14 protein-coding genes and 1 tRNA gene are annotated in these 17,010 nt (G+C 68.3%); 8 read left to right on the forward strand and 7 right to left on the reverse strand.

Features of this window, described 5'->3' with window-relative positions:
• Positions 1-68: 68 nt before the first annotated feature.
• Together DDE10_RS11685 and mutS are read right to left on the reverse strand one after the other, a co-directional pair.
• A complete protein-coding gene (locus DDE10_RS11685; protein WP_114952940.1) occupies positions 69-2,813 on the reverse strand; it encodes a [protein-PII] uridylyltransferase in 2,745 nt (914 codons plus the stop codon).
• Positions 2,810-5,416 (reverse strand): DNA mismatch repair protein MutS, encoded by a 2,607-nt coding sequence (gene mutS / locus DDE10_RS11690; protein ID WP_432653728.1) that lies wholly within the window; start codon positions 5,414-5,416, stop codon positions 2,810-2,812. The genes DDE10_RS11685 and mutS overlap by 4 nt, the downstream gene beginning before the upstream one ends.
• 172 nt (positions 5,417-5,588) lie before the next feature.
• On the opposite strand from mutS, the gene DDE10_RS11695 reads away from it, so the two are divergent.
• Positions 5,589-7,856 (forward strand): NADP-dependent malic enzyme, encoded by a 2,268-nt coding sequence (locus DDE10_RS11695; RefSeq protein ID WP_114952942.1) that lies wholly within the window; start codon positions 5,589-5,591, stop codon positions 7,854-7,856.
• Between the two features lie 53 nt (positions 7,857-7,909).
• On the opposite strand, the gene DDE10_RS11700 is transcribed toward DDE10_RS11695, so the two are convergent.
• Positions 7,910-8,389, reverse strand: a complete 480-nt coding sequence (locus DDE10_RS11700; RefSeq protein WP_284734608.1) for an outer membrane protein assembly factor BamE — start codon at positions 8,387-8,389, stop codon at positions 7,910-7,912.
• A gap of 151 nt (positions 8,390-8,540) precedes the next feature.
• On the opposite strand from DDE10_RS11700, the gene DDE10_RS11705 reads away from it, so the two are divergent.
• The gene (locus tag DDE10_RS11705; RefSeq protein ID WP_284734609.1) at positions 8,541-9,017 is read left to right on the forward strand and encodes a ubiquinol-cytochrome C chaperone family protein; all 477 of its coding nucleotides are present in this window, start codon (positions 8,541-8,543) and stop codon (positions 9,015-9,017) included.
• Positions 9,014-9,541 (forward strand): YceD family protein, encoded by a 528-nt coding sequence (locus DDE10_RS11710; RefSeq protein ID WP_114952945.1) that lies wholly within the window; start codon positions 9,014-9,016, stop codon positions 9,539-9,541. Before DDE10_RS11705 ends, DDE10_RS11710 begins: the two co-directional genes overlap by 4 nt.
• Before the next feature lie 167 nt (positions 9,542-9,708).
• On the opposite strand, the gene DDE10_RS11715 is transcribed toward DDE10_RS11710, so the two are convergent.
• From DDE10_RS11715 to DDE10_RS11725, 3 genes are all read right to left on the reverse strand, one after another.
• Positions 9,709-9,795: transfer RNA gene (locus tag DDE10_RS11715), tRNA-Leu, on the reverse strand.
• A 205-nt stretch (positions 9,796-10,000) separates the two neighbouring features.
• Entirely contained in the window at positions 10,001-11,101 is a 1,101-nt protein-coding gene (locus DDE10_RS11720) for a 6-phosphofructokinase (RefSeq protein WP_114952946.1), read from the reverse strand.
• Positions 11,102-11,209: 108 nt separating this feature from the next.
• The gene (locus DDE10_RS11725; protein WP_114952947.1) at positions 11,210-11,917 is read right to left on the reverse strand and encodes a DUF3426 domain-containing protein; all 708 of its coding nucleotides are present in this window, start codon (positions 11,915-11,917) and stop codon (positions 11,210-11,212) included.
• Between the two features lie 176 nt (positions 11,918-12,093).
• On the opposite strand from DDE10_RS11725, the gene ftsE reads away from it, so the two are divergent.
• The 5 genes from ftsE to DDE10_RS11750 all read left to right on the forward strand — a co-directional run bounded on the left by ftsE (position 12,094) and on the right by DDE10_RS11750 (position 15,985).
• On the forward strand, positions 12,094-12,792 hold the full coding sequence (gene ftsE, locus DDE10_RS11730; protein WP_284734621.1) for a cell division ATP-binding protein FtsE: 699 nt from the start codon (positions 12,094-12,096) through the stop codon (positions 12,790-12,792).
• A 68-nt stretch (positions 12,793-12,860) separates the two neighbouring features.
• Positions 12,861-13,685 (forward strand): cell division protein FtsX, encoded by an 825-nt coding sequence (locus tag DDE10_RS11735; protein ID WP_284734610.1) that lies wholly within the window; start codon positions 12,861-12,863, stop codon positions 13,683-13,685.
• The gene (locus DDE10_RS11740; RefSeq protein ID WP_284734611.1) at positions 13,682-14,221 is read left to right on the forward strand and encodes a YdcF family protein; all 540 of its coding nucleotides are present in this window, start codon (positions 13,682-13,684) and stop codon (positions 14,219-14,221) included. Before DDE10_RS11735 ends, DDE10_RS11740 begins: the two co-directional genes overlap by 4 nt.
• Positions 14,222-14,231: 10 nt before the next feature.
• Positions 14,232-14,924 (forward strand): lysophospholipid acyltransferase family protein, encoded by a 693-nt coding sequence (locus DDE10_RS11745; protein WP_114952950.1) that lies wholly within the window; start codon positions 14,232-14,234, stop codon positions 14,922-14,924.
• Entirely contained in the window at positions 14,921-15,985 is a 1,065-nt protein-coding gene (locus DDE10_RS11750; RefSeq protein WP_114952951.1) for a beta-N-acetylglucosaminidase domain-containing protein, read from the forward strand. The genes DDE10_RS11745 and DDE10_RS11750 overlap by 4 nt, the downstream gene beginning before the upstream one ends.
• 3 nt (positions 15,986-15,988) lie before the next feature.
• On the opposite strand, the gene DDE10_RS11755 is transcribed toward DDE10_RS11750, so the two are convergent.
• Positions 15,989-17,008 (reverse strand): DUF2332 domain-containing protein, encoded by a 1,020-nt coding sequence (locus DDE10_RS11755; RefSeq protein ID WP_114953023.1) that lies wholly within the window; start codon positions 17,006-17,008, stop codon positions 15,989-15,991.
• Positions 17,009-17,010: the final 2 nt, after the last annotated feature.

A 17,010-nucleotide genomic window follows, 5' to 3' on the forward strand; every position in this document is an offset into this window, starting at 1 on the left:
ACCCAGGGAGAGGAAGCAGGGGCCCTCGCCGGCAACGGCGGGGGCCCCTTCTCATTTGGAAGGGGCGATCAGGCCGCCTGCTTGCGGGAAGAACCGCCCGACGCCGCCTTCAGCAGGCGGTTCTGGAGCATCTTGAGCCGAGGCGGGTGGTCGATCTTTCCGCCGGCGAGGTCGGTCAGGTAGAAGACGTCGACCGCGCGCTCGCCATAGGTGGCGATGTGGGCGCTGCGGATCACCGCCTTCGATTCGGTGATCGCCTGGGCCAGCTCGCACAGCAAGGCCGCGCGATCGCGCGCATTGACCTCCATCACGGTGTAGCGGTTGGACGCGAGATTATCGATGAACACGGCCGGCTGAATATCGAACGCCTCCGCCCTCCGGAGAGGCAGCGGCCGTGCCGCGAGCCGCTCACGCAGTGGCTCCTGGCCCTCGACGGCCTTCAGCACCGCTTCTTCCAGCCGCCGGAGCTGTCGCGGATCGTCCAGCGGCGCGCCGGAAATGTCCTGGATGAGGAAGTTGTCGAGCGCCATCCCGTCATCGGTGGTGTGGATGCGTGCATCGATGATGTTCCCGCCCACCAGGCTGATCGCCCCGGCTACCCGGTAGAAGAGGCCCGGCTTGTCCTTCGCGTAGACGGTGACGAGGGTGGCCCCGCGATCGGTCAGGACGCGGCACTCTATCGGCCTGACGCGCTCCGGATCCCGATCGGCGGCATCGATCAGCCGGGCGTTGCCCTCGAGGACCTCGGCGGGCTCGGCGAGCCAATAGCTGTCCGGCAGGCGCCAGACGAGCCGCCCGAAGCGGCTCTCCTCCCAACCGAGACGGCTGCCGAGCGCCTCCTGGATCGAAGCGACCCGCTCCTTGCGACCGGATTCCTTGTGGCCGAGCCGAAGCATCTCCTCCGCCGCCTCGAACAGGGCCCGGAGCAGCTGCGCCTTCCAGCTGTTCCAGGTGCCCGGACCCACCGCCCTGATGTCGACACCGGTGAGGACGTAGAGCAGCCGCAGCCGCTCGAGGCTCTTCACCTGGGCCACGAAATCCTGGACGGTCTTCGGATCGGTGACATCACGCTTGAACGCGGTGGCGGACATGAGCAGGTGCTTGGCGATGAGCCAGGCGACGGTTTCGGTCTCCGCCTCGGTGAGTCCCAGCCGAGGGCAAAGCGCCCGCGCCACGTCGGCACCGAGCAGGCTGTGATCGCCGCCGCGGCCCTTGGCGATGTCGTGGAGGAGCACCGCGGCATAAAGAACGCGGCGCGACGCGATCCGCTTCATCAGCCCGGTGGCGAGCGGATGATCCTCCTTGAGCTCGCCGCGCTCGATCCTGGACAATAGCCCGATCGCCCGGATCGAATGCTCGTCGACGGTATAATGATGGTACATGTCGAACTGCATCCGCCCGACGACGCGGCCGAAATCAGGGATGAAGCGGCCGAACACGCCGGCCTCGTTCATCCACCGGAGCACCGTCTCCGGATCGCGCGGAGAGGTCAGGACCTCCAGGAACAAGGCGTTGGCGCGCGGATCGACCCGAACGTCCGCGTCGATCAGCTTGGCCTGGCGCGCGGCGGCACGCATCGCCAGCGGATGGATTTCGAGCCCATGGCGGTCGGCGAGCGCGAAGATCTGGATCAGGCGGACCGGATCCTCCGCCAGGAAGGCGTCGTCCGGCACGGCCAGTCGGCCGCGGTCGAGCAGGAAGCCTTCGAGCTTGCGCGGGCGACGGCGCAGGATCGGCGGCAGGTGCAGGCGCTGGCCGCGGCGCGCGAATTTCTCGTCGAGATGGGCCAGGAAGGCGCCGGTAAGATCGCCCACCATTTTCGCATGCAGGAAATAGTGGCGCATGAAGCGCTCCACGGGCGACTTGCCCGGCCGGTCGGCGTAGCGCATCCGCTGCGCGATCTCGCGCTGATAGTCGAAGGTAAGCCGTTCCTCGGCGCGTCCGGCGATGATGTGAAGATGACAGCGAACGGCCCAGAGGAAACGCTCCGCCCGCTGGAACTGGCGAAGCTCGTCACGCGAGAGCAGCCCGACATCGACGAGATCCGCGCTCGAACGAAGGTGATAGGCGAACTTGCCGATCCAGAAGAGGGCGTGGAGGTCGCGCAGCCCGCCTTTGCCTTCCTTGACGTTGGGCTCGACGACGTAACGGCTGTCGCCCATGCGGCGGTGTCTTTCGTCCCGCTCGTCCAGCTTCTCCTTGGCGAAGGCGCGGACGTTGCCGGAGACGACCTTGTTCCAGAACAATCCCTGCGCCTCATCGAACAGCGCCTCGTCGCCCCAGACGTAGCGCGATTCGAGGATAGCGGTGCGTATGGTGTGGTCTTCCGCCGCCGCGCGCACGAGCTCCTCGATACTGCGCGTGGACTGACCGACCTTGAGGCCCAGGTCCCAGAGCAGATAGAGGATCGATTCGACGACGTTCTCGGTCCAGCCGGTCGGCTTCCATGGCGTGACGAAGGCGATGTCGACGTCCGAATGCAGCGCCATCTCGCCGCGGCCATAGCCCCCGACCGCCATCAGCAGCAGCCGCTCCGACGTGGTCGGGTTGGCGAGCGGATGGAGCCGCTCGACGACATAATCGTAGACCAGGCGCAAGATCTGGTCGGTCAGGAAGGCATAAGCGGAGGCGGTCTCGCTGCCGGCATAGGGCTTTTCGTCGAGGCGGCGTGCGATCTCGGCCCGGCCGGCGGTCAGCGCCTCCTTGAGCAGCCCGACGGCGGCGGCGCGGTCGGCCATCGACAGCCGCTCGGCGAGCGCGCGGCGGTCGATGATCTGGCGCCGGTGCGCGATGGTGACCGTTCTCCCGGTCATAGTCCTTCCTCCGCCTGCAGGCGCTTCAGCCGGTAGAGGGTCTCGAGCGCCTCGCGCGGACTGAGCGAATCCGGCTCGACCTCGGCAAGTGCGACGTGGAGGGCGTCGGCCTGCGGCTCTTCCCGCGCCGCAGCCGCGAACAGAGGCAAGTCGTCCAGGCCGGCGGCGATGCCGCCGGTGGCGGCGCGCCCCTCTTCCAGCTTCGCGAGCACGGAGCGGGCGCGGGCGAGCACGTCCGGCGGCATTCCGGCCAGCTTGGCGACGGCGATGCCGTAGCTGCGGTCGGCTGGCCCCGGGGCCAGCTCATGGAGCAGAACCAGCTCGCCCTTCCATTCGCGGGCGCGGACATGGTGGAGCGTCAGCGCGTCGAGCCGCTCGGCGAGCCGGGTGAGCTCGTGATAATGGGTGGCGAACAGGCAGCGGCAGCGGCTCTTGTCGTGGATCGCCTCGACCACCGCCCAGGCGATGGCGAGGCCGTCATAGGTCGAGGTGCCTCGCCCGACCTCGTCCAGGATCACGAAGCTGCGCGGGCTGGCCTGGGCGAGGATGGCCGCGGTTTCGACCATTTCGACCATGAAGGTGGAGCGGCCGCGGGCGAGATTGTCGGAGGCGCCGACCCGGCTGAACAGCCGATCGACGAGGCCGAGAGTCGCGCTCACGGCCGGCACATAGGCTCCGGCCTGTGCGAGCACGGCGATGAGGGCGTTCTGGCGCAGGAAAGTCGACTTGCCGCCCATGTTCGGGCCGGTGACCAGCCACAGCCGCGAATCCTCCAACAGGCGACAATCATTGGCGACGAAGCGGCCGCCGGCGCCGCGAACCGCGTCCTCGACGACCGGATGGCGGCCGCCTTCGATCTCGAAGCGATTGTCGTCGACGAGACGGGGTCGCGTCCAACCGCCCTCGACCGCCCGTTCGGCGAGGCCGGCGGCGACATCGAGCCGCGCGAGCGAATCGGCGGCGGCGGCGATCGCCTCCGCCCGGCCGAGCGCCTCCGCGACAAGAAGGGCGAGATGCTCGGCCTCGGCGGCGAGGGCATGGCTTCCGGCCTGGGTCACCCGCATCGCCTGCTCGTGAAGGTCGGGTGCATTGAAGCGGACGACTCCGGCGAGCGTCTGGCGATGGGTGAAACCCGATTCCGCGGCCATCAGCCGGTCCGCGTGGCGGGCCGGAACCTCGATATGGTAGCCAAGCACGGCATTGTGCCGGATCTTGAGCACCGAAATGCCGGTTTGATCGCGATATCGCGCCTCCAGCGCGGCAATCGCCCGGCGGCCCTCGCCCCCGGTCGCGCGCAACGCGTCCAGCGCGGAATCGAAGCCTTCGGCGATATAGCCGCCTTGCGCCGCATCCAGCGGCGGCGAGGGCACCAGCGCGCGCGACAGGAGATCGACCAGAGCGCCATGGCCGGTCAGGCACGGCAGCAGGCCGGCGAGGAGCACAGGCGGGTCGACGATCTCCGCCAGACGGTCGTGAAGCCGGCGCGCTTCCGACAGGCCATCGCGCAGCTGGGCGAGGTCCCGGGGCCCGCCGCGACCGGCGGCAAGGCGGCCGAGCGACCGGCCGATGTCGGGGAGCGCGCGCAGCTGTCGCCGCGCCCACTCGCGCAGGCCCGGATCGCGCTCGAACAAGCCGACGAGATCGAGCCGCGCCTCGATCCGGAGGCGCTCGAGCAGGGGCGCGCCGAGATCGGCGGCAAGCAACCGCGCGCCGGCGCCGGTGACGGTACGGTCGACGCAGGCGAGTAGGCTTCCGGCGCGGGTCCCAGAGGCCGAGATGGTGAGCTCGAGGCTCTCGCGCGTCGCGGCGTCGATCATCATGTGATCGCCAGCGCTGCGCGACACGGGCGGGCGGAGGAAGGGGAGCGACTCGCGCGCAACTTCGTCCAGATAGGCGAGCAGGCCGCCTGCGGCGCACAAGGCGGCTCGATCGAACTGGCCGAAGCCGTCGAGCGTGGCGACGGCAAACCGTTCCTTCAGCCTGCGCTCGGCGGCAAGGCTGTCGAAGCCGGTCCGGCGCTCCTGCGCGCCCGGCAGCGGCTCCGCCGCTATGATTTCGGCGGCGGCGAGCCGCGCCAGTTCGGCATCGAGCGACGCGGCCGGTACCGAACTCAGCTCGAAGCGGCCGGTGGAGATGTCGGCGGCAGCGAGCCCGTAGCGCTCTCCGGTCCGCGCGACGGCCGCGAGCCAGTTGGCAGCGCGAGAGTCGAGAAGCGCTTCCTCGGTGAGGGTGCCCGCGGTGACCACCCGGACGATGGCGCGATTGACCACCGACTTGGAGCCGCGCTTGCGCGCCTCGGCCGGGCTTTCGGTCTGCTCCGCTATGGCGACACGGTGCCCCGCCTTGATCAGGCGGGCGAGATAGGATTCGGCGGCATGGATCGGCACCCCGCACATCGGGATCGGTTCGCCTTCATGCTCGCCCCGTGCGGTGAGGGCGATGTCGAGACATTGGGCGGCGATCTTCGCGTCGTCGAAGAAGAGTTCGAAGAAATCGCCCATGCGGTAGAAGAGCAGGCAGCCCTCCGTCTCCGCCTTGAGCGTCAGATATTGCGCCATCATCGGCGTAGGGGCGGAATCGGTTCGGGCTCGGGCGGTGGCCATGCGGAATCGATAGTGGCTTTGCGGCCCCGAAGGAACCGCGCGCGATGGCCGTCGCCCCAAGCGCGCGGTGACCGCCCTTGCCGGCGACGGCGCCCTTTCACGAACTTGTCGGCGCCCACCCTTGCGAAGCCAGCGGAAGGAAGCCAAGGGATCGGGAGAAGAGGAGCGCCCGATGAGCGAAGGCAGCAACGTCAAATTCTCGGAAGCCGAAGCGCTGGAGTTCCACGCCTCAGGCCGTCCCGGGAAGATCGAGATCATCGCTTCGAAGCCGATGGCGACGCAGCGCGATCTCAGCCTCGCTTACTCGCCCGGCGTTGCCGTGCCGGTCCGGGCGATCGCGGCGAATCCGAGCTGCGCCTACGACTACACGGCCAAGGGAAACCTGGTTGCCGTCATCTCCAATGGCACGGCCATCCTCGGCCTCGGCAATCTCGGCGCGCTCGCCTCGAAGCCGGTGATGGAAGGCAAGGCCGTGCTGTTCAAGCGCTTTGCCGATGTCGACTCCATCGATCTCGAACTCGCGACCGAAGATGCCGAGCGTTTCATTTCCGCCGTCGAGCTGCTCGAGCCGAGCTTCGGCGGGATCAATCTCGAAGATATCGCCGCGCCCGACTGCTTCATCATCGAGCAGACGCTGCGCGAGCGGATGAACATTCCTGTCTTCCACGACGACCAGCACGGGACAGCGATCATCACCGCGGCGGGCCTGATCAACGCCTGCTACCTGACCGGCCGGCGTCTCGAGGACATCAGGGTGGTGGTCAATGGGGCCGGCGCCGCGGCGATCGCCTGTACCGAGCTCATCAAGGCGATGGGCGTGCGCCACGATCATGTGGTGATGTGCGACCGGAGGGGCGTCATCTACCGAGGCCGCGAGGACGGGATGGACCAGTGGAAGTCCGCTCACGCCGCCGATACCGATGCGCGGACGCTGACCGATGCGCTCAAGGGTGCCGACGTGTTTCTCGGTCTATCGGCCGCCGGAGCGCTCAAGCCCGAGATGGTCGAGGACATGGCCAAGAGCCCGATCATCTTCGCGATGGCCAATCCCGACCCGGAAATCTCGCCGCCGGAAGCGAAGGCGGCCCGACCGGACGCGATCATCGCCACTGGTCGCTCGGACTATCCCAATCAGGTCAACAACGTCCTCGGCTTCCCCTTCATCTTCCGCGGCGCGCTCGATGTGCGGGCGACGACGATCAACGATGCCATGAAGATCGCCGCCGCGCAGGCGCTGGCGAGCCTCGCCCGCCAGCAGGTGCCCGAGGAAGTGGCCGTGGCCTATGGCGGCAAGGCGCACACCTTCGGGCCGGACTATATCATTCCCGCGCCTTTCGATCCGCGGCTGATGGAAATAGTGCCGGCGGCCGTCGCCCAGGCCGCCATGGATAGCGGCGTCGCCCAGAAGCCGATCGAGGACATGGCGGGCTACCGGACCTCGCTACGGGCACGGCTCAACCCAACGACGTCCGTGCTCAGCCTCGCCTACGAGGCGGCGCGGGCCGATCCCCGCCGGGTGCTGTTCGCCGAGGGCGAGGAGGATGTCGTGCTACGCGCGGCCGTGGCCTTCCGCGACGGCGGCTACGGAATTCCGGTGCTCGTCGGGCGCGACGACGTCCACGATCGGCTGCGCCAGCTCGGCGTCGAGGATCCGGAGAGCTTCGAGGTCTATAACAGCCGCAACTATCCCGGAGTCTCGGACCTCGCCGACTATCTCTACGCGCGGCTTCAGCGGCGCGGCTATCTCCACCGGGAAGTGGAGCGGATGGTCAACCAGGACCGCAACATCTTCGCCGCCTGCCTGCTTGCAGTCGGCGAAGCCGATGCGATGATCACCGGCCTCACCCGGACCTATGCCCAGAATCTGCGCCAGATCCGCCGCGTGCTGGATCCCAAGGAAGGAACGATGCCGTTCGGCATCCATATCCTGGTCGGCCAGAGCCACACGGTGTTCATGGCGGATACCACGGTAACGGAGCGGCCGAGCGCGGAGCAGCTGGCGGAGATTGCGATCCAGACGGCGCAGGTCGCGCGGCGCATGGGCCATGAGCCCCGCGTCGCCTTCCTGTCCTATTCCAATTTCGGCAATCCGGAGGGGACTTTCCTCGAGCGGATCCGCGACGCGGTGAAGCTGCTCGACAATCGTGACGACGTCGATTTCGAATATGAAGGCGAGATGGCAGCGGACGTCGCCCTCAACCCGGCGCTGCAAAGCGTCTATCCGTTCAGCCGGCTCAAGGGGCCGGCCAACATTCTCGTCATGCCGGGCCTGCAGACGGCGAACATAGCCGCCAAGCTGCTCAAGGAGCTGGGCGGGGACGCGCTGATCGGGCCGGTCCTGGTCGGGATGAAGCAGCAGGTCCAGATCGCCTCGATGACGGCGAGCGCTTCCGATCTGGTGACGCTTGCAGTGCTGGCGGCGGGCCGGATCGTTCGCTGAGACGTCAGCGCGCGGCCTTCACGCCGGGCTTATCGGGACGCGCGGCCGATCGGTTATTGCGGATTGTCGGCCGTCTGACCGCGCTGACCACTGGCGCCGACCGCGCCGATATTGCCGAACAGCTCCTGGAACAGGCTGCGTTCGCTGCCGAGCGTCGGCGTCTTGTCGGAGGACGGCCTGATATTCTCGACCAGCTCCATGCCGGTGCGTTCGACGCCCTGGACATTGCCGGCTTCGTCGAAGCGGACGTGCAGCACCGTCTGCCCGGTGGGGCGCGGGCTGTTGAAAGCGAGCTGCCGGGTATCGCGGGAGACATAATACCAGTCGCGATCGCTGAATTGGCTGACGAAGGTCGGCCGGCCGAGCGTGCCGACCACCGAATCGCGATTGTCGACGCCCGGCTGGATCGCGGCGACCAGCGTCTCATCGAGCACGTAGCCCTGATGCGTTCGGATAGGCGTGCAGCCGGCGGCAAGGATCGCACCGCCGACAATGGCGGCCAGGGCGGCGCGGGATCCAATCGGCAGGCTCATCTCGATCAACACTCCTGGGGACAGTCCGCCGGCGGACTTGACTAGCTCCTCCAATATGAACATCGCCCAACCGGCGCAAGCATCGCATCATTGAAGGAAAACCTTGTCTTTCCTGCACCGAATCTTTGGGCGACCGGATAGCCGCCGCGCATTGGAGCCGCTCTACCGCGCGGTCGTCACGGCTGCCCGCGACCCGGCCTGGTACCGGGAAGGCGGCGTTCCCGACACGGTCGACGGTCGGTTCAATCTGGTCGCCGCGGTCACCGCCCTGGTGCTGCTACGGATGGAAGCGGAGGGGAATGCCGGCAAGGAGCCGTCGGTGCTGCTCACCGAATCCTTCATCGACGACATGGATGCCAGCCTCAGGCAAATCGGGATCGGCGACTATGTGGTCGGCAAGCATGTCGGCCGGCTGATGGGGGCGCTCGGCGGACGGCTGCACGCCTTCCGTTCTGCTCGAGCGGCCGGCCAAGGCTTCGAGACTGCTGTCCGACGCAACGTCTTCCACGATTCCCCGCCGTCCGAACCGGCGCTCGGCTGGACCGCCGCCCGGCTCGAAGCCCTCGCGACAGCGCTCGACGGGGCGTCGCTCGCCGATCTGACCGCCGCCAGGCTGCCAGCGCCGTGACGGCGCCGGAGTTCAGCCGGCCCGTCCGCGTCGACACGATTGGGGCCGAGCCGCGGCGCCTGGAGATCGAGGCGCGAGCGGAGGAGGCCGCGGCCCTCGCGCGACGGTTCGGCCTGGTCGAGATCCGGCGTCTGGCCGCCGATCTCCGTCTCAGCCGGAAAGGCATGGAAGCGAGGGCCGACGGCCGGTTGAAGGCCGAGGTGGTGCAGAGCTGCGTCGCCACCGCGGCGCCGATCGAGGCGCGGCTCGACGAGCCATTCGAGATCCTGTTCCGACCGCTGCCGGACGCCGCGCGCGCGGAAGACGAGGTCGAGCTCAACGAGACCGACATGGACGTCGTCTTCTATGACGGCGCGTCGATCGATCTGGGCGAAGCGGTCGCCGAGACGCTTTCGCTAGCCCTGGACCCCTATCCTCGCGCACCGGACGCCGGGGAGGCTCTCAAGGCCGCGGGAGTCAGGAGCGAGGAGGAAGCCGGTCCGTTCGGAGCGCTGGCGGCCCTTCGCGACAAGATGCGGAAATAAAGCGGGGCGGCGATGCCATCGAGGAACGGGCTGCGCCCGACCTTCGGATCATTCGCGCGACGTCCCCCCGGACGTCGCGGCGGGGCCGCGCCCGGCTTCCGAAAATGAACAAGGGGCGAAGCGCCCCGCGCTCCGCAGCCATGCCCTGGGGCATGGCGACCTGTTCATGGTGCGGTCGAGAAGACTCGAACTTCCACGGCCTTTCGGCCACAGCGACCTCAACGCTGCGCGTCTACCAGTTCCGCCACGACCGCACATTTGAGAACCGCCGACCCAGGGGCCGGCTTGGCAGGCGGGTGCCTCTAGCAAGGCTTTGTTCCCCTTGCAATGGCGCCCGCAACCGTCGCTGGAAAGGCGGCTGGACGCCACCGGGTGAACCTTGCCGGGCGCGCAAGAGGTGCTCCCAGAGATTCGAACCGTTGAATATTAATACCGGACTTTCAGAGGCTTGCGGCATGTCTAGTACAGAAACATCGGCATGCCCTCGACCCGCATCAGCCGCGCTCGATAGGTGGCGCGGTCATAGAGGGCGCTGACATCGACCGACTTGGTCCCATGCAAGAGGGTATCGATCGGGACATGGCCGTAATTGCCGTCGGTCAGCGTCACCATGCGGGCCTTCTCGCCGCGATGGAGCAACTGCACGGCGAGGCCGCCGAAGGCGAAGCCGACCATGCGGTCCATCGCGTCCGGTTCGCCGGCGCGCATCAGATAAGCGAGTTCCTGGACGACCGCGCCGCTGCCGAGACGGGTGCCGATCACCTTGCCGAGTCGATGGCCGACGCCGACATCCTCGCGCAGGATCGCGGACTTGGCGATGTCGCCTTCGTCCTCGGCATCGCCGGCGATCTTCGCGCCCTCCGAGATGACGCACATCGCATAATGGGCCGGGTTCGACGCCTTGTCCTCGGCGAGCAACGGCAGCAGCACGTCGAGGTCGGCCGGAACCTCGGCGATGATCGTGCGGTCGACCTGAGCAAGAAAGCCCGCGAGCAAGGCGGTCTCGCCGCTGCGCCGGCCGAAAAGCTCGACGACGCCGATGCGCTCGTGGCTTTCCACCGTCGTCCGAAGCGCGTTGATCGCCTCGACCGACCGGCTGATCGCCGTCGAGAAGCCGATGCAATAGTCGGTGCCGAAGACGTCATTGTCCATCGTCTTGGGCACCGAGACGACCGGAATGCCCTGGGCCGCCAGATGGGCGGAGAAGCGCAGGGTCCCATCGCCGCCAAGGGTGATCATCGCTTCGACGCCGAGCCGATCGAGCACGTCGAGGACGTGGCGCGTCTGGTCGCCAGCCTTGTTCGTCCTCGGATCGGTGCGTGACGTGTGGAGGATGGTGCCTCCCATCCTGTCGATCCCGCGCACCGCCTCGCGGCTGAGCGGCAAGGTGCAGCTGTCGATACTGTCCGGATCCGACGGGTCGATGCCCATCACCCCTTCCCAGCCCCGGCGGAAGCCGATCACCTCCCAGCCGAGATCGTCGGCGGAAAGAACCACGGATCTTATGCAGGCATTGAGTCCGGGAACGTCGCCCCCTCCCGTCAGGATACCGATCCGCATCGTGCCCCTTCCTCGGCTTGGCTGTTTCGCGGCAGAGGTCTATCGGCGCGAAGGGCGGGCGACAACCGGGCTGGGAAGCACCGCCGGCACCCTTGACGCCGGCACCGGCTAACTGATCGGGCCGAAATTGAGGCTGAGCTCGCGTCCGCCCCGCGGCACCCCGACATTGGCATTGCTGAAAGCCACCCGCCCGCGCGGCTGCAGCTCGGACACGGGCGGGGCGAATGACCATGAATAGACGACCCGCCCCTGGGAATCCTTGAGCGCGGCCTGGATCTGCGGGACGCGCTGGACCTCGTCGGTCTGGTTGACGATCGTTCCCGACACTTCGAGGATGTCGTTGCCTCGCTCGAGCTGACGCGTCTGGGCAGTACCGTCGACGATGCTCAGCCGGTCTCCCGACTGGACCGGTATGCCCATGCGCGAGCCGAGCTGCGGAAGATCCAGGAACATGATCGCCGCCGTCGCCGCGATCGCCAGAGCGGCGAAGACGATCGCCGCAATCGTCCACAGGCGCGCGGGATTGCGCCGAGGACGTGCAGGCGGCGCTTCATCGACGGCCTCCTCGCCCTGCTCCCAGCTGGGCGGCGGCTGGACCGGCTCCGCCTGCTCGACCGGGGGCGGGGATGTGGAAGACGAAGTCGGCGTAGCCGCCGGGGCCGGGGAAGACCGGGCGGGGACGGCGAGATCGAGCGGCGGCGGCTCCTGGTACCAGCTGTGCCGGCAGCTTGCGCAGCGCACCTTCCGTCCGGTCGAGCCGATCGCGCTGTCCGGAACGACATAGCGTGTCTGGCAGGACGGACAGGTGAGGATCATCGATTGCGCGCGCCCTGGTTTTTCTTGGCGCGTCTAAGCATGGCGAGGGTGCGGCGCGCAAGCAAATGCCGGAATTGGCAGGATTCGGACGCTTGAAGCCACAGCGGCGGCCGTGCCATGGCTTGCCTGAATGCCGCGGAGCGGCGGGGAGGCGGCGTCTGAACGCGACCGGGTCGATCGTGCAGTTCGAGAATGTTGGACTTCGCTACGGCACCGGAGCGGAGACGCTCTCCGATCTGACCTTCTCTCTCAAGGAAGGCGGCTTCTACTTCCTCACCGGGCCTTCGGGTGCCGGCAAGACCTCCCTGCTCAAGCTTCTCTATCTTGCCCTGCGGCCGAGCCGCGGCCTGATCCGGCTGTTCGGCGAGGACATCGTGACGATGGCGCGGGGGCGGCTGCCCGGATTTCGACGACGGATCGGGGTGGTCTTCCAGGAGTTCAGGCTCGTCCCGCATCTGTCGACCTTCGACAATGTCGCTTTGCCGCTGCGGGTGGCCGGTGTCGAGGAGCGGGACCTCGAGAAACCGGTCAGCGAGATGCTCGCCTGGGTGGGTCTCGCCGATCGGGCGAGCGCCCGGCCGGCGACGCTTTCCGGAGGCGAGCAGCAGCGGGTCGCGATCGCCCGCGCCGTGATCGGGCGACCGGAACTGCTGGTGGCGGACGAGCCGACCGGCAATGTCGATCCGGAGATGGCCCTGCGGCTGCTCCACCTGTTCGACGCCCTCAACAAGCTGGGGACGACCGTCATCGTCGCCACGCATGACCTCCATCTCCTTGCCCGGATCCAGCGCGCGGAGATGCTGCGTCTCGATCGCGGCCAAATCGCGGACCCCACCGGGGCGCTGCGCCATCCGCCGCGCCGGCCCGAACCGTGAAGGGCGGAGTCCGACGTTTCGGCGCCGCGGAGCGGGGCCTGCTTCCCGAGGGTCGGGTGGCGGGACCGATGCCGTGGGTGATTGCGATCATGATGTTCCTGACCGTGCTCGCCGCCGCCGCCGGGATCGGACTGGCAGGCGCGGCGTCCCGGCTGGACGACCAGATAGGCGGCCGGGTCACCATCCAGATCGTCGAAGCGAATTCCGACCTGCGCGACCGTCAGGCCGCGGCCGCCGCCGAAGCGGCACGCGCCGTGCCCGGAGTGGTGGCGGTCGATCCGGTCTCCCGGGAGGAGATCGAGCGGCTGCTGGAGCCGTGGATCGGGCCGGCCTCACTCGGCAGCGACATCCCCGTACCGGCCCTCATCGATGTCGACCTGTCGCCGCAGGCGCGTGGGCGGCTGGACGCCCTGCGCGCCGCCGTCGTGGGGGCGGCGCCCGCGGCGCGGGTCGATGACAATGCGCAATGGCTGGCGCCGCTCGCCAGTCTCATCGTCGCGCTGCAATGGCTCGCCGGCGGGCTGGTCCTGCTGATGGTCGGCGCCACGGCGGCGACGGTTGTTCTCGCCGCGCGTGCGGCGCTGGACACGCATCGGGGGACGATCGAGATCCTTCATCTGATGGGAGCGACCGACCTACAGGTCGCTCGTCTGTTTCAGCGGCGGATCGCGCTCGATGCCCTGTTCGGGGGGCTGGTCGGCTTCCTCCTCGCCGGAGCGGTGCTGCTGACGATCGGGCGGCGGCTGACCGCGCTCGGCTCCGAGCTGCTCGGATCGGCCGCCATCGCGCCGGAAGGCTGGGCCCTGCTCTTCGCCCTGCCGGTGTTCGGGGTCCTGCTCGCTTTGCTGGTGGCGCGCATCACCATCCTTCGTGCGTTGGGGCGATTGCTGTGATCCGCTTCCTGTTCCGCCTCGTCGCATTGGCGCTCTTGCTCTACGCGCTCGGCTATGCCGTCTTCGCCGTCCTGCTGCCGCGGCCGGCCGGCGACGAGCGGACCGAGGCCGTCGTCGTCCTGACCGGCGGCAGCGGGCGGCTCGAACGAGGCTTCGACCTCGTCCAGCGGGGGGTCGCGCCGCATATGCTCATTTCCGGCGTCGATCGGACGGTGCGGCCGGTCGAGCTCGCCGCGGCCTATGACGTCGATCCGCAGCTGATCGAATGCTGCGTCTCGCTCGGGCGCGAATCGTTCGACACCCGCTCCAATGCCGACGAGGTCGCCCGGTGGGTAGAGCGCCGGAACGTCCGGTCGATCCGGCTCGTCACCAACGACCTGCACATGCCCCGCGCGTACTACGAGCTGCGCAAGCGGATGGGGAATGATTTCGACATCCTCGTCGACGCGGTCCCCACCGAGCCGAGCTTCGGTGCCATCTACCTTGAATATAACAAATATCTTCTCGGCCGCGCGGCCGACCTGATCGGCATATGAGGCGGGTGCGTTGAACTGGCTCCGCTCGGCGCTTTTCGCCTTCTTCTTCTACGGCTGGACCGTCTTTGCCGTGCTCCTGTCCTTCCCGATAAGCCTGCTCGGGACAGCCGCGATCCGTGGCTGGGCTCACGGCTGGGTGCGTTATCATCGTGTCTGCGCCGCGATCTTTCTCGGTATCCGGACCCGGATCGAAGGCGCTCCTCCATCCGGGCCGGTTCTCGTCGCCGCCAAGCATCAGTCGATGTTCGAGACTTTCGAGATCATGCTGATGCTCCGCGAGCCGGCGGTGGTGCTGAAGCGCGAGCTCGCGGACATTCCCTTCTGGGGTTGGGTGGTCCGCCGCTATGGCGTCATCCCGGTCGACCGCGCGGGAGGCGCGCCCGCGCTGCGGCGGATGATGCGCGCTGCCGAGGCCGCGATCGGCGAAGGGCGACCGATCGTCATCTTCCCCGAAGGGACGCGCGTGCCCCCGGGCCAGAAGCCGCCGCTCCAGTCGGGTTTTGCCGGCCTCTATCGTGCGCTGCGCCTGCCCGTCTGTCCCGTGGCCATCGACAGCGGGCGGCTGTGGCCCCGCCATCGCTTCATCAAGCGGCCGGGAATCATCACCTTCCGTTTCGGCGAACCGCTGCCGCCCGGTCTGCCGCGGGGCGAGATCGAGGCGAAGGTCCATGAAGCCATCAACGTTCTGGAACCTTCCTCATGACCCCGCCGCTGGGCGTGATCGAAGGCTTTTTCGGCCTGCCGTGGAGCTGGCCGGAGCGCCGGGACGTGGTCGCCTTCCTCGGTCGGCGCGGCTACGGCTTCTATCTCTACGCGCCGAAGGCGGATCCCTGGCTGCGGCGGCACTGGCAGCAGCCTTATCCGCAGGAGATGCTCGGCGAGCTCGCCGCCTTCGGCCAAGCCTGCCGCGCCATGGACGTGCGGCTCGGTGTCGGACTCAGTCCGTTCGAGCTCCATCTTCACCCGGACACGGACTGGCGGGCGCCGCTCGCCGCGAAGCTTGCGGAGCTCGACACTGCCGAAATCCAGGATCTCGCCATCCTGTTCGACGACATGCGCGGCGACATCCCTGAGCTCGCCGAGCGGCAGGCGGCGATCGTCCATTTCGCCGCGGAGCGCAGCCGGGCCACCCGTATCATCTGCTGCCCTTCTTATTATTCGGACGACCCCATCCTCGATCTCGCCTTCGGGACCCGCCCTCCTTCCTACCTCGAGGCGCTGGGACGCCGGCTCGACCCCGCCATCGAGATCATGTGGACGGGGGAGGAAGTCGTGAGCCGGGAAATCTCGCCTGGCCATCTCGTGCGGATCGGCGAGGCGATCGGCCGCAAGCCGTTCCTCTGGGACAATTATCCGGTCAATGACGGCGCCCGCATGTCGCAGCATCTCCATCTGCGAGGATTTTCCGGCCGCCCGGCGGCGATCGGGGCCCATCTGTCGGCGCACGGCATCAATCTCGCCTCGCAGCCGCGGTTGAGCCGGATACCCGCCTTGACCCTGGTGGAAAGCTACGCCCGCGGCGAAGCCTATGAATATGGCGCCGCGTTCGATCGTGCCGCCGCCGAGGTGCTGGGCGAGGAACTCGCCGCGCGGCTGCGGCGCGACCTGCTCAGCCTGCAGGATCGGGGCCGAGACCGGCTGGGCGAGCGGCGGGTGACGCTGCGCGAGCGTTATGCCGCCTTCGACCATCCCGCCGCCGCCGAGGTCGTCGCCTGGTTGGACGGGCAGTGGGAGGTCACGGACGAGCTCGTCCAGACCCAGTGAGCCTCAGCCGAGCCATTTCACCCAGGCGCCGTGGGGATGGGTCCAGGCGAGCAGGCGATCCTCACCCGGCCACGTCCGCAGCCTGAGGCTGAATTCGGGCTCTTCCGGCATCTTCTCCATCCGAAGCCAGGCGACCGGAGCCTCGACGCTGGCCTGACGCCCCGCCGCTTCGAGGCGAGCGACGATGCGCGCCTGACTCTCCGGGGGGAAATAGACGAAGGCGACCGAGTGGAGGACGACGCGCAGACAGCCGGGTTCAGGGGCGGCCTCGAGATTCTGCTCGATCCACAAGGCGGCATCGCCCTGCTCGACCGGCGGCCGATCATGCCGCGCCACCTCGAGCGCCGCCGTGAGTGCGGAGAGCCGGTCCTGCTGATCGGGCCAGACGTAAGCGAGCAAACGCTCGCCACCCGTCGTCGGGTCGACGGGGGAAAGGTCGACCCCCGCACGGGCGGTGACGGCGATGGCGGTCGCGGGTGGCGGCGCACCCGTCCACGTCGGCCGAATTCGAACGGGCGAGGCTTGATCGCCGACCAAGGTACCGCCGAGGTCGTAGGCGTAACGGTCCAGCTGCAGGTTGAGCCCCGCGCTGGCGCCGAGCTCGAGCAGGCGGAGGGGCAAGCCGAAATGGGCCAAGGCGCTGAGCAGGCCGCCCATCAGGGGGGCCGAGCGGCCGATCTCGTTCGTCTGCGGTGGCTGATCGAGCCAGGAGTCGAGCCGCTCCCCCTGCTCGGCCAACGCCCGCTGCAGCGCCTCCGCGAGAACCGCCCGATCCGGCAGTGGAGCCGGCGGATAAAGAAGGCCGAGCTCCGGGACGATTCCCGCACGGACGAGGAAATGCAGGCCTCCGCAAAGCCGCAACGCCGGCGCGTCCTTCTCCGGGTCGCCGGGCCAAGCCAGGAGGCGGCGGCCTATCGCCGTCCCGCCGTCGATAAGCTCGCCGAGCACCCGGCAAAGCCGCGCCGTGAACGATGATCCCAGCCGATCGCACCATTCGGCCTGCAGCTCGAAAGCCCGGCGCACCG

Origin of the sequence: Sphingosinicella terrae (assembly GCF_003347635.1) — a bacterium.
Taxonomy (GTDB): domain Bacteria; phylum Pseudomonadota; class Alphaproteobacteria; order Sphingomonadales; family Sphingomonadaceae; genus Allosphingosinicella; species Allosphingosinicella terrae.